The following is a 12,423-nucleotide window of genomic DNA, read 5'->3' on the forward strand; positions in this document are numbered from 1 at the left end:
ACTCTGCCTATTTTTTTACTATAACATATCTACATATTCAGATATGAGGAAATGAAATCGTTTGGAAGAAAGGATCATACACCCATGAAAAATGATACTAAACAACTTCAAGATCTATCTTTATCCGTTTTGGATCTAGTGACAGTTTTACAAGGGAAAATACCTGCGGATTCGTTTCACAATGGCCTCGATTTAGCTAGAAAAGTAGAGGAATTTGGCTACGAGCGGTATTGGCTTGCGGAACACCATAATAGCCCTGGCGTCGCAAGTTCGGCCACTTCGCTATTAATCGGCTATATTGCGGGAGGCACATCCAAGATCCGAGTCGGTTCTGGGGGTATTATGCTACCGAACCATGTACCACTAGTGGTGGCGGAACAATTCGGGACGCTGGAATCGCTCTATCCGGGCAGAATCGATTTAGGCTTGGGACGTGCACCGGGAACGGACCCCGTAACAGCAAGGGCTCTTAGACGGAATGTTGGCGGATCCGGGGAAGACTTCCCTTCCAATATCGTGGAATTGCAAAATTACTTAAGCACGAACGAATCTGGTTCCGTTCGCGCGTTTCCTGGGGAAGGCACGAATGTCCCTATATGGATACTTGGATCGAGTCTATTTAGTGCCAGACTTGCCGGCATGATGGGCTTGCCTTATGCATTCGCGAGCCACTTCGCTCCATCATATCTGAAGCGGGCGTTAGAGCTCTATAAGGAGTCTTTCCAACCTTCTGAACAGTTAAAAGAACCCTATTCGATTGCATGCGTGAACGTGGTGGCGGCCGATACGAATGAAGATGCCGAAAGCTTGGCAACGTCGCTGAAATTATTCTTCCTAAACGTGATCAGGGGAGGGCAGGAACTGTTGAAACCGCCTGTCGATAACATGAATGCGTACTGGAACCCATACGAAAAAGCCGCCGTGGATCAGATGCTGGAGTATACCTTCATAGGGGATGCCACTAAAATCAGCCATGAACTACAAACGTTCCTGGACGAAACGCAAGTGGATGAAATCATGGTTTGCTCACATATTTACGATCACGAAGCACGTGTACGCTCATACGAGATCATGTCAGAAATCATTAAAAACAAATAAGGAATTCACCCCGGTTGCGGTAGCGACCGGGGGTTTCTATGTGCTGTTGGTGGAGTTGGACCGATATATGGCAGGGTTTGACCGATAAAACATTGAAGTAGACCGATATAATCAGCAAACAGACCGATATAACACCGAAATCGACCGATAAAAGCCACGATGAGCGTCAACGCTTATAAATACCGTACACATGAAAGGATATAACCTCGCCAAATCACAAAAAAACCCGTGAACAATGAGACATAATCTCTGTTTACGAGTCCTATATTCCAAGAAAACCACCCTAAATGCGTAATTATTACTAAAAAAGGCATTTTACTATATTAATATAGTAAAAATAACGAACACTTTAAAATAATGGTCGTTATTAAGAACAAAAACCAAAAATGAATATGCATAAAAATGCATGATTTCATCTGAGGTGTTTCTTTTGTTTCATAACCATGACTAATACAGAACGTAAAATGAAGTAAAAAAGGCAATAGCGTAGAATGAAACTGTCCGCTCCACAAAGACCACTTTCCGGAAGAAAGTGTGAAATAGGATCATGGCGCAGGACTGTTCTCCTTAAGCGCCGTTTATAATATGCCGAACTTTTTCAAGGCAAATTCAATTCCATCTTCATTTGATTTCTTCGTAACAAAATCGGCTACCTTTTTTAATTCTTCATGTCCATTTCCCATCGCTATTCCAAGTCCGACCAATTCAAGCATATCGATATCGTTCTCTCCATCACCAAACGCAACAGCTGCAGATTTATCTATAGCGAAGTACTGTAAAACTTTTCGTATAGCTAGAGACTTAGATATCTCTTTTTGTAAAATATTCAATACGAATGGATGCCATCGTTTAAATGTGAGGTGGGGGAATCTGTGCATATATTTCTCGATACTTTCGTCAGAAGCATACAGGCACATTAGGTATACTTCCTGTTCGTAGATGAGCTGACTTGTTGGGGGATAATCATGTAAGGACAGAGTTTCTTTCAACGCCTTTAATACCTTGTTATCTTTCACGCCGTTCATGCTGAAATCTTCAGTGAAGAAGGAGAGAGCGTGGTTCTCAACGTGTGAGAATTCATAGACTTCCTTGATGATATGTTTATCTAGTAGCACTTTATGAATGACTTCATGACCATGCTTCGCATATGCACCGTTTGCTGTTATGAAAGTGTCTATTCCCAATTCTCTTATTTCCTTGCACATGGATAGCGGCCTTCCCGTTGCTGCTACGACTTTTATTCCTTTGTTTTTTAAAGTTCGTATGGCTTCTTTAGTGGTAGCTGAAATACTACCATCTTCATGATGAGTAATCGTTCCATCTATATCAAAAAATACAATTTCATAGTCCATAACTATCTCCTCTGTAAGGAAGTTTACATTTTAAGATTTTATATAAAATACCTTTATATACAAAAATACCCATATAAACATCATACTATATTAGGTAACTCTCAGGGACATATTTTTTAAAAAATGTGACTTAACTTACGTAGTAGATTAGCTCAAAAATAATAGTAACTTATATTAAATACTTGGAAAAAATACGTATGTTAATTGTAAGTATATTCCATTTTGTTATATAATCAATTATACAGATACTAATTAAATGGATAGGGGGATTTATGAAAAAATCGTTTAGAGTTCTACTTGTTTTGGTTGTCGGGGTAATAATTACTGCATGTAGCAATGAAACGCTAAAAAGTGAAAACAACTCCAATTCAAAAATTACTACCGAGAAGAAAATAAGTTACAATGAAGAACCAAATACATCAGTTTCTTTAAATGTTTCCAATTCACCCAATGGTACCGATATGAACATAAACTATGAGGATATACAAATTATTTCTGAATCAGTGGAAAACGGGATGAAAACCATTAAAGTATTTTATCCGAAAGATACCCTCTATATACCAACAAGATATAATGGGGATCTAAAATTAGAAGACATTATAATCGCTACAAATGGTTGGATTGCTGCGTTTAGTGCGAGACTTGATTAATGCTCATTTGCCTTGTCCTTTACCAACCCTACTAACAAAAAAAGGAGAAGCAAACCTTTATTCGGTTGCTTCTCCTTTCTATTATTAGCCTGTTATTTTGCGGATTTTAATAATTGGATAACCTCTTTGGCAACTGAACCACCTGATGCTGGGTTTTGTCCAGAGACAACGCGACCATCAGATACGGCAAATGCTGCCCAGTCTTCGCCTTTCACGTAATTTGCACCTCGATTGACAAGCTCATCTTCTGTTAAGAAAGGAACTGCTTTGTCTAGGCCAAGTGCGATTTCTTCCGTATTGGCAAAGCCCGCAACCTTTTTGTCAGCGATTAAATAGTTACCTGCCGCATTTTTAATATTTAATAAGCCTACAGAACCATGGCATACAGCTGAAACGATTCCGCCGTTTGCATGGATTGTACTAGCGATGCTTTGTAACTTTTCATCTTCAGGGAAATCCCACATTACCCCGTGTCCACCTGTATAATAAATGGCATCGTAATCTTCAGGATTAACCTCATCCACAGATAAAGTAGTACCTAGTTTCGCTAAAAATTCATTGTTTGAATAATATTTCCAATCTAATTCAGTCATTTGATCTGCTTCTAGACTGTGTGGATCAATCGGTGTAAACCCACCTTTAGGGCTAACGTAATCGATTTTACATCCTTCTTTTTCCATCTCATCTACAAAGTGAACAGCTTCTGCTAACCATAGTCCTGTTGCACGTTCTTGATTTGGATATTTGGAAACATTAGTGACTACTACTAATATATTTTTCATTATGCATTCTCCTTTATGTTTGATAGTATTTACCTTAAAGGTTAAACCATACTTTAAGTCAAGGAGGATGCATTTTGTATTCCATTCAACAAGCTAGCCAATTAGCTCAAGTTCCTTCAAGCACTATTAGATATTATGAAAAAATATACTTAATTCCTCCGATTAAAAGAAATAAACAAGGCCATCGTACATTCGATGACAAAGACATTGAAATCCTCAATTTAATAAGATGTTTCCGAAGTCTAGGCATGTCGATTGAAGATATAAGAGCAAGCCTTTCAAACATAAATTTAGAACATGAAGATACGAATATGAAAACAATTCTATCTCAGCATAAGAAAAAATTAGAAGAGCAAATTGTTATTTTGAATGCTTACATCCATGAGATTGAGGGGAAAATTGTTAGTTGAATTTTTAGGTTGAGTTAAAGTACGTGATACTACAGATCTGCGCATCGACCAGTGATATCAAGAAGGGAGTTTTCTGAAGGAAGGGTGTGTTATATGAAGAAAGTGGTTGGTTGGACACTGACTTTAGCTACGCTTTTGATAGGTGGAGTCCTTTATTATTTCATAACGTTATCTCTTTACGAACCGTCAAAGGATTCATTTGACTTCCCAGTTCCTATAAATGCTGAGCTAGTCCAGGAAAATGGAAATGGGAAAAGCTATGATTGGTCAAAGGCATCTGAAGAAAATGGCATACCATTTGGATATAAAGTAGTCCTTAAAGCGAATGGCTGGAAAAAGGGAGAAAGAGAAGGGGCTTCCGTTTATTACACAAAAGGAAACCATAAAATCGATTTGATTTCGACAACGGATCATTTAGACATCATTACAGTGAAGTAACCTAATCTTCTATAAAACAACTTTACTCAATCTCAACAACAGAAAAAAGACCGAAAGCGCAAAAGCTTTCGGTCTTTCTGGTATTAAGATGACATTGTGATTCCGCCGTTGATGTGAATGCATTGTCCTGTAATGTAGGCACCTTCATTCGATGCGAGTAATACGTAGGCTCCGGCGTGATCGGCTGGTTGACCTGGACGGCCAAGTGGTGCCTCGGTACCGAACTCTGCTACGGATTTTTCGTCGAATGTAGCAGGGATTAGTGGTGTCCAGATTGGACCTGGCGCTACCATGTTTACACGGATTCCTTTACTTGCCACATTCTGTGCGAGGCTACGTGTGAATCCGACGATTGCGCCTTTTGTCGCTGTATAATCCATCAATGTCGCGTGTCCTCTATATGGGTTGATTGAAGTCGTGTTAATGACCGAATTCCCTTGTTTCATATGAGGAACTGCATATTTGCTCATGTAAAAGACGGAATAAATATTGGTGCGGAACGTTTTGTCCCATTGTTCGCCCGTGATATCTTCGATTTTCTCGGTCGGATATTGTACGGCTGCATTATTGACGAGGATATCCAGTTTACCGAATTCATCCAATGTCTTTTGCACCAATTCCTTGCAATTCGATTCCACGGAAACGTCAGCAGGAAGTAGTAAACAACGCACGCCTTCCGCTTCAATCAGTTTCTTCGTTTCTTCTGCATCACTGTGTTCGTCCAAATAATTCACGACCACATGGGCGCCTTCTTTTGCATAGGCAATGGCGACCGCACGTCCGATTCCGCTGTCTCCGCCAGTAATCAAGGCGACTTGGTCTTTCAACTTACCGCTTCCTATGTAGTCCGTTGGTTGAATAGGGAGTGGATTCATCTCTGATTCAATTCCAGGCTGTTTGGACTGTGTTTGTCCCGGTTGTCCATTTTTTTGCTGTTCATAGATATTCAAGAAAATCTCCTCCTTCAAAATAGTAATCTACTAATATTTTAGCCATCCTGGAGGTCGGCTAAACATATATTTCTTAAAGGATTAGTAGGAAAACATTTACAAAATAATGGAAGGTTGAATGATTCATTTTCCCTTCCATATAGGGGATGGAAAAACAATAAATGCGCATACTTTTCCTTTTCACCCTGTTATAAGACAATTTTTGCGGTGTAATTCTCTATTGAGAACAAAAAGACGCATCATATGACCATTTCCAATTGTATTTCCAGTTAGTTGCTTTTGAGAAAGCAAGAGAAAAAAGCCGACTGAAATCGGCTTTAGACTGTAGACAAAATAACGTTCCTTTCCACTACAGGCACTCGCTTTCCGCGGGTGGGCGGTGAGCCTCCTTGTCGCATAACGCTCCTGCGGTGTCTCACCTGTCCCACATTTCCCGCAGGAGTCTCGTACCTTCCGTTCCAATCCACTTTGCGGGATCTTCGAGTGAAATCTATATATTTAGAAGTGTTTCGCGGGCAAATGAGTATAGGTTGGATGATTCATCTAAGTGAATGTTTAAAAAAGGACGAACCCCTTTTGTCGACAAACTGAAGCCGACTAAAATCTATAGTTTATCCTGAAAAATCATAAAGAGCATGAGCATCACATTTACGGCTATCAGGATCTTACCAAAGGGATTTCGTATGGCTAAGATGGAGAATACAAGCGATGCTAGGAATGATCCAATTGCGAGTTTTGGTGGGAAATAGGTAAGGTCTGATAGACTTATCATCGGAAAATATAAAAGGAACATACTAATAAACATAAAAATCACCGAAAAAAGGAGCCCCATCGATAGATAAATAAACGTCCTGATTTTTCTCATGTGTCGTTTTTCACTACTAGTATTCGCCATCTTATCCTCCTGATTCATACATAATTTACCCACACCAATCGAGTGCGTCTCCTACTTATTTCTCTTTCTTGTATAATTTTACTATGAAAGGTAGTTAGAATCTAAAAAAAACTATGGAACAAGGGAACTTTTTGCATACATACATGCTCTAATTGTAAAAGGGACAGGTGGGAAGGAGCGGCTAGCGTTGTGATCACATCAATTTCGGGGGATAAGATACTTAAAAAAATCAAGAAACAAGATATGAATGCAGTGATAGATTGGTTTACTGCTAGACAATCAAAGTATTACAAACTAGGGTGGTCATATCTGAAGAACCATCAAGATGTAGAGGATGTTTTTCACAATACAATCATGAAAGTGCATGATAAAATCGGTCAGTTGAAGGAAGAGCAGTACTTCGAATCATGGGTGACATCGATTTTCATCAATGAGTGCCGGGCCATTTATCGAAAACGGAGATCGAGTTCGTTGGATGTTCAACAAGACTCGGTGAACAATCCGACATTTCAATCGGACTTAGAAATGTTGGAAGACCTGGATCGATTGGATGAAAAGTATAGGGAATTGATTATGTTACGGTACCTGCAAGGGTATTCACAAAAGGAAATCGCAACGATTTTCAAACTGCCGGTCGGGACCGTTAAATCGAGATTATATAGAGGACTTTTGATGCTGAGAAAAATAATAGAAGGGGGTGAGGCAGATGACGTGTGAAGCAATTCAAGCGGATATCCTGGATTATCTGGATGGAAATCTGGATGAGGCGAGAACAAAAGAGCTGGAGAAACACATACAAAGTTGTGTGGGTTGCCAAAAAGAACTGAAAGAGTTTCAGGAGGTGATTGCCGGTCTTGAGTCAGGAAGCGGAAGGATGGAAGTGCCGGATGGCTTCATGAATAAGGTCCGGGTGAAGGTTATAAACACTCAAAAAGGCAGACGTTCATTTTATAAACATCGGGTACTGATGGGATTGGCCGCTGCCCTATTCTTAACGATTTTCATGGGAACTGCCGTAGCGACGAACGGTTTTGAAAGCGTGATGGATTGGTGGAAGGATTCAACCAATGAACAAAACAAGCAGGTGGAAAGCTATATCCAAAAAGGGCTGGGGGAGAAATTGAACCTGGTGGCACAGAGTAATGGAGTGAAAGTGACGATCACAAGCGTGGTGGCCGATGACATCCAGACGTTGATTTACTATGAAGTGGAGGATGTGAAGAAGAAAAATAAATATAGTATCAATTATACAGAAGGGGTGAAAATCTTAAATCAAGATAGAGATTGGGACCATGAAGAAGATTCAATGTTTTCACCCATCAATAGTAGCTCGGCCCTCTATTCGGATAATGATTATGTTTATAAAGGCAAGCTTGGTGCGTTACCGATGTCCGCTGATGAGGGGACGATTCAACTCAAGCTTACTAAGCTAGAGAAGATGATCAATCAAACTTCAGATGGAGAAGCCTCTGAAAGGATACCAGGTGGGAGCGATGAGTATATAGAAGGAAAATGGCAGTTTGACATTCCTGTAAAGAAACATCCAGCCCTTGTATATGCGATTAAAAAGGAAACGAAGATCGAAGGCAATCCTGTTATTTTTGATAAAGTAACGATTGCCCCGACGACCACGATCTTATCGTACCGGTATCGAAATGATACTGAAGAGAAAAACATGGAATACCTGCAAATGGACAGTATCGAAAGTGACGGAAAGTTTGTTTATCCAGTAATGGGTGGAGGTGGAGGTGGAGGAAGCGAAGATGGCTGGGTATCGACCGAGGCTACGTTCGAATCCCTCTATTTCAATACTCCTAAGGAAATCTCTGTTCATATCGGTTCTGCCTCGTTTTTTGTAGAGGAATCCGCTCGATTTGCAATAGACGCTTCCAAAGACCTCCCGCAAACGTTTGAGTATTTAGGGAATGACATATCGATTAATCAAATAAAGGTCGGTAAGCCAACCAAAGTCGTGATGACCGAAGAGTTTCAACCAAAACGAAAATATGAAATGCTTCATTTTTATTTTTATGACAAAAATGGACAAGGAGCATCAGGTAATAGTGTGGATGGATATTACAGAGATAAAGAGGGACATACGTATAAAGCGAGCAAGAACTTACACCGCTTAAACGAATTGGAGCAACCGAGATTCTTCCCGACTCATCATCAAATCGAGCTATCCACGGATGACGAGAAGGAACCTTTTGTCCCTATAGGTATTGAGATTGAAGGCTACTCCAGCACTGCTTTTTACGATCAGGTGATTGAGATTCCGTTGAATTAAGCCACTAGAAAAGTCTGATGCGTTGTCAAACCGTATCAGACTTTAATGCATCTGCCTTCTTACATTTCCTGTTTTTATTATGTTAAATTTGATGCAACCTTTTCAACCGTTAGGAAATCGAATGACCAAACGGAGTTGGGCAATTAAATTCTCACTCCTGCATCGACTAGTGGATTATAATATTGTAAAGATGTCCCTAATCCTTCTTCTTTTAAAGCTGTCCACACAACGAGTTGATGCATACCTGTGGTTTGTTGTGACCAAGCTGGAATTTAGAGTAAGAAAAGGCGCTCTGGATATTGAAAAATAAATTTTAGGAGAATACATATGTTCATCCTCATTCTGATCATCGCGTCGCTGCTTTACGGCAGTCTCGTCTATTATATCGGCTTGCGGGGGTTCCGTTGGCTCCGTCCGGAATCTTCAAGCTGGCGTTTCAAGATTCTTTATAGTCTCGTCCTCGTGTTGGCGGCCAGTTCGCTTATCGTCGGTCGGATGTCCGGACTCACCTTTATAAATATCATTGGTGCGTATTGGATGGCATGCTTTTATTTACTGTTATTGCTAGTTCCACTTGCACATATGAGCGTGATCCTCTTGCGTCTTACTCGGCTGCCAAGACAAAGAACTCAGAAATGGGCGGGTGTCGTGACGATGGGGCTGTTGGTGTTTTTTCTGGTATATGGAACGTATAACGCATACAGTCCTGTTGTTCGCAACTATGATATCAAGGTGGAAAAAGGCTCTTCGACTCTTGATGGTCTTCATGTTGCGATGGCGGCGGATACACACTTTGGCCTGCTGTCAGGTAAGAATCATGCGGAGCGTTTGGTTAAGGAAATGAACGCCCTCCATCCAGATGTCATCCTGTTGCCAGGCGATCTCTTTGATGATGATATTCAGCCATTCCTTGATCAAAAAATCGATCAGACATTATCCAAGCTCCATGCCCCATACGGTGTCTATGCTTCGCTTGGGAACCATGATAAGCACGATGGGACTATGAAGGAACTAATCAAGGCTTTGGAACAAGGTGGGATCACTATCCTATATGATGAGAAGGTAGACGTTCAAGGGCAATTCACGCTCATCGGCCGCAAAGACCGGACCGACCGCGACAGACTGCCTTTAGACTCACTGATGGAAGGTGTAAACCTTACGGAACCTACCATTTTATTGGAGCATCAACCATATGAACTTGATATAGCACAGCAGGAAGGCGTTGACTTGATGGTTTCTGGACATACCCATGGCGGGCAAGTCTTCCCGGGTAATCTCATTACTGATGCCATATACGAAAATGATTGGGGCTATTTGAAAAAGGAACAGATGCAATCGATTGTGACATCCGGTTTTGGTTTTTGGGGTCCTCCTATCCGGATTGGTACACGTTCTGAAATCGTTTCGATTCAAGTCCAGTTCGAATAGAGGGGTTATTATGAAAATATAAGCAACTCCAAACGAAGAGACCCAGTAACAGGATTTAGGGATTACTGGGTTTCTTGTTTATATGGAATAATAACGGTTATTTTTTATTGAATGTTTTTGTTCATGCGAAGTAATGGTTCGCTTAAATACTCAGGCGTTTCTTGAAACCCTCTGGACACCCATTCGATGACCATCCCTAAGATGGCATTTGCCTGATAACTTGCCGTATACTCCGAATGGAGGTCTTCTGCATGGTGCATATTTTCCTCAATTGAGTCCTTTAAGTAAACGCGGATAATATCAAATAAGGTGTAATAATACATAAGTGGTGCTTTTCTGTTGAAAACAATGGAATAAAAGGAATCAAACGTCTTCACATGATGAAAAATACGGACCATATGCGGCTCTAAATGGGAAATATGATTATTGGTTAAATGGAAGGGCTCGTAATAGGCTTTCTTCAAATCAATCGTTATTTCTTGAAAATACATCTCAAATAACTCCGGAACATCTTGGAAATGTAAATAAAATGTACCCCGGTTCACGTTCGCTTCTCTGCAAAGCTCTGCTATCGAAATTTTCTCAAGTGGCTTTTCTTCAAGTAAGGTTAATAGTGCCGTTTGCAAATTCTTTTTCGTTTTGATTACCCTTAAATCTTTTTTCATTATTTTCTCCTTTATCGGACACAATAGGACGAATCTGTTCATTTATGAACACTTCCATCTTTTTTTGTCGATTGCACATACCCATTCCATTCATTATAATTTTTATTGAACAAGTGTTCAATAATAGACACTATCAAAGGGGGATTTATCATGAAATTACAAGATAAAGTAGCGATCATCACGGGTGCAGCATCAGGTATGGGGAAAGCCATTGCTGAAGGATATGCAACTGAAGGGGCAAAAGTAGTGGTTTCGGATATGAACTTAGAAGGTGCTAAAGCTGTTGCTGAAGCCATCGTGGCTAATGGTGGAACGGCATTTGCCATCGATACGAATGTAACGAAGGATGAAGATCTAGAGCGCTTATTCGATGAAACGGTAAAAACATACGGAAAACTTGATATCTTAGTGAATAATGCTGGAATCATGGATGGCATGGAGCCGGTTAACGAAATCGAAGACAATCGTTGGGATATGATTTTCGCTGTGAACACAACGGCCGTCATGAAATCCATGCGCATCGCGACAAAACTATTCCTTGAACAAGGACATGGCGTCATCGTGAATAATATTTCTGCAGGCGGGCTACATGGTGGACGTGCAGGTGCAGCATACACCGCTTCTAAACATGCAGTTGTTGGTTTAACTAAAAACACGGCATTCATGTTTGCTGACAAAAACATTCGCTGTAATGGTATCGCACCGGGTGCTGTCATGACGAACATCAGTTCATCGATGACTAGCGTCTCTGAAGTGGGGATAGCTCGTCAAGGTTTAGGCATGGCCCTTAACCCACGCATCGGTCAATCAGAGGAAATTGCTAAATTGGCGATTTTCTTGGGATCTGAAGATGCAAGCTTCATTAATGGACAAGTCGTGACTGCTGATGGCGGTTGGACAACTTATTGATCTTCTGTATAATACTTTAGCTTCTTTCAAGAGCATCTTAGAGCCCGCAAAGCTTTAAGGTGCTTTTCATTTTTTAAAAAATACATATATTGACTTATATGGGATAATCATTTATATTGATTTAACATTCAAATAAATGCAGAGATGAGGACATGAGCTTTCTTAAACGGTTTACAGAGAGGGAAGGGTTGCTGGAAACTTCCTAACACGTGAGGATGACTTACCGCCTTTGAGCAGTATTGGTGAAATGATAGTAATCAATACCGTAGCCGCTACGATACAGCTAATGGAGCCGTCATTGTTCTTGAAACATGATGGGAATCTGGGTGGAACCACGAGATAACGCACGCTCGTCCCTTTTGTATAGGGATGGATGTGCGTTTTTTGTTTTGTAAATAACGATGTGATGATAAGGACATGGGTTTTTTATGGCGGTTTACAGAGAGGGAAGTCTTTGGCTGGAAGCTTCCTAATGCGTCAAAAAGACTTACCACCTTTGAACAGCGTGGGTGAAATGATAGTAGTCCGTGCCGTGTAAGCTACGATACCGCTTAAACGA

General features: G+C 40.6%; 12 protein-coding genes, 1 pseudogene and 1 other annotated feature. Of the genes and pseudogenes, 8 read left to right on the top strand and 5 right to left on the bottom strand.

Translation table 11 applies throughout. The features are described from left to right. Nucleotides 1-84 precede the first annotated feature (84 nt). Entirely contained in the window at nucleotides 85-1,098 is a 1,014-nt protein-coding gene (locus ACIQXN_RS13675; RefSeq protein WP_402967266.1) for an LLM class flavin-dependent oxidoreductase, read from the top strand. A gap of 578 nt (nucleotides 1,099-1,676) precedes the next feature. Here the strand turns inward: ACIQXN_RS13675 and ACIQXN_RS13680 are convergent. After that, on the bottom strand, nucleotides 1,677-2,450 hold the full coding sequence (locus tag ACIQXN_RS13680) for a Cof-type HAD-IIB family hydrolase (protein ID WP_402967269.1): 774 nt from the start codon (nucleotides 2,448-2,450) through the stop codon (nucleotides 1,677-1,679). A 272-nt stretch (nucleotides 2,451-2,722) separates the two neighbouring features. On the opposite strand from ACIQXN_RS13680, the gene ACIQXN_RS13685 reads away from it, so the two are divergent. Further along, on the top strand, nucleotides 2,723-3,100 hold the full coding sequence (locus ACIQXN_RS13685; protein WP_402967272.1) for a hypothetical protein: 378 nt from the start codon (nucleotides 2,723-2,725) through the stop codon (nucleotides 3,098-3,100). A gap of 92 nt (nucleotides 3,101-3,192) precedes the next feature. On the opposite strand, the gene ACIQXN_RS13690 is transcribed toward ACIQXN_RS13685, so the two are convergent. Beyond that, a complete protein-coding gene (locus ACIQXN_RS13690) occupies nucleotides 3,193-3,882 on the bottom strand; it encodes a type 1 glutamine amidotransferase domain-containing protein (RefSeq protein WP_402967275.1) in 690 nt (229 codons plus the stop codon). A 74-nt stretch (nucleotides 3,883-3,956) separates the two neighbouring features. Here ACIQXN_RS13690 and ACIQXN_RS13695 point away from each other — a divergent pair, with 74 nt between their 5' ends. Further along, entirely contained in the window at nucleotides 3,957-4,292 is a 336-nt protein-coding gene (locus ACIQXN_RS13695) for a MerR family transcriptional regulator (RefSeq protein ID WP_402967278.1), read from the top strand. Nucleotides 4,293-4,385: 93 nt separating this feature from the next. Further along, nucleotides 4,386-4,730 (top strand): hypothetical protein, encoded by a 345-nt coding sequence (locus tag ACIQXN_RS13700; RefSeq protein WP_402967281.1) that lies wholly within the window; start codon nucleotides 4,386-4,388, stop codon nucleotides 4,728-4,730. 83 nt (nucleotides 4,731-4,813) lie between these two features. Here ACIQXN_RS13700 and ACIQXN_RS13705 read toward each other — a convergent pair whose 3' ends face one another. Then, on the bottom strand, nucleotides 4,814-5,680 hold the full coding sequence (locus ACIQXN_RS13705; protein WP_402967284.1) for an SDR family oxidoreductase: 867 nt from the start codon (nucleotides 5,678-5,680) through the stop codon (nucleotides 4,814-4,816). Between the two features lie 1,084 nt (nucleotides 5,681-6,764). Here ACIQXN_RS13705 and ACIQXN_RS13710 point away from each other — a divergent pair. Both ACIQXN_RS13710 and ACIQXN_RS13715 read left to right on the top strand, forming a co-directional pair. Then, nucleotides 6,765-7,292, top strand: coding sequence for an RNA polymerase sigma factor (locus ACIQXN_RS13710; RefSeq protein ID WP_402967287.1), 528 nt, complete (start codon nucleotides 6,765-6,767; stop codon nucleotides 7,290-7,292). Then, nucleotides 7,282-8,862 (top strand): DUF4179 domain-containing protein, encoded by a 1,581-nt coding sequence (locus tag ACIQXN_RS13715; RefSeq protein ID WP_402967290.1) that lies wholly within the window; start codon nucleotides 7,282-7,284, stop codon nucleotides 8,860-8,862. Before ACIQXN_RS13710 ends, ACIQXN_RS13715 begins: the two co-directional genes overlap by 11 nt. Before the next feature lie 149 nt (nucleotides 8,863-9,011). Here ACIQXN_RS13715 and ACIQXN_RS13720 read toward each other — a convergent pair. Then, nucleotides 9,012-9,131, bottom strand: a pseudogene (locus tag ACIQXN_RS13720) (nitroreductase family protein); the annotation flags it as partial. Between the two features lie 58 nt (nucleotides 9,132-9,189). Here ACIQXN_RS13720 and ACIQXN_RS13725 point away from each other — a divergent pair. After that, nucleotides 9,190-10,290 carry a metallophosphoesterase gene (locus tag ACIQXN_RS13725; RefSeq protein ID WP_402967293.1) on the top strand — a complete coding sequence of 367 codons (1,101 nt, stop codon included), beginning with the start codon at nucleotides 9,190-9,192 and terminating at the stop codon, nucleotides 10,288-10,290. 104 nt (nucleotides 10,291-10,394) lie between these two features. Here the strand turns inward: ACIQXN_RS13725 and ACIQXN_RS13730 are convergent, their stop codons facing one another. Continuing rightward, nucleotides 10,395-10,955, bottom strand: a complete 561-nt coding sequence (locus tag ACIQXN_RS13730) for a TetR/AcrR family transcriptional regulator (protein ID WP_402967296.1) — start codon at nucleotides 10,953-10,955, stop codon at nucleotides 10,395-10,397. Between the two features lie 150 nt (nucleotides 10,956-11,105). Between ACIQXN_RS13730 and ACIQXN_RS13735 the strand changes: the two genes are divergently transcribed. Next, on the top strand, nucleotides 11,106-11,864 hold the full coding sequence (locus tag ACIQXN_RS13735; RefSeq protein WP_402967299.1) for an SDR family oxidoreductase: 759 nt from the start codon (nucleotides 11,106-11,108) through the stop codon (nucleotides 11,862-11,864). Between the two features lie 132 nt (nucleotides 11,865-11,996). Beyond that, nucleotides 11,997-12,225, top strand: a binding site (T-box leader). Nucleotides 12,226-12,423 lie beyond the last annotated feature (198 nt).

It is taken from the genome of Peribacillus sp. NPDC097295, assembly GCF_044761665.1.
In the GTDB taxonomy this organism is placed as follows: Bacteria; Bacillota; Bacilli; order Bacillales; family DSM-1321; genus Peribacillus.

Bases quoted from the DNA above. Each gene is read 5' to 3' on its own strand.
- ACIQXN_RS13735 (WP_402967299.1), top strand. From the start codon at position 11,106: ATGAAATTACAAGATAAAGTAGCGATCATCACGGGTGCAGCATCAGGT.
- ACIQXN_RS13675 (WP_402967266.1), top strand. From the start codon at position 85: ATGAAAAATGATACTAAACAACTTCAAGATCTATCTTTATCCGTTTTG.
- ACIQXN_RS13690 (WP_402967275.1), bottom strand. From the start codon at position 3,882: ATGAAAAATATATTAGTAGTAGTCACTAATGTTTCCAAATATCCAAAT.
- ACIQXN_RS13680 (WP_402967269.1), bottom strand. From the start codon at position 2,450: ATGGACTATGAAATTGTATTTTTTGATATAGATGGAACGATTACTCAT.
- ACIQXN_RS13685 (WP_402967272.1), top strand. From the start codon at position 2,723: ATGAAAAAATCGTTTAGAGTTCTACTTGTTTTGGTTGTCGGGGTAATA.
- ACIQXN_RS13725 (WP_402967293.1), top strand. From the start codon at position 9,190: ATGTTCATCCTCATTCTGATCATCGCGTCGCTGCTTTACGGCAGTCTC.
- ACIQXN_RS13700 (WP_402967281.1), top strand. From the start codon at position 4,386: ATGAAGAAAGTGGTTGGTTGGACACTGACTTTAGCTACGCTTTTGATA.
- ACIQXN_RS13730 (WP_402967296.1), bottom strand. From the start codon at position 10,955: ATGAAAAAAGATTTAAGGGTAATCAAAACGAAAAAGAATTTGCAAACG.
- ACIQXN_RS13715 (WP_402967290.1), top strand. From the start codon at position 7,282: ATGACGTGTGAAGCAATTCAAGCGGATATCCTGGATTATCTGGATGGA.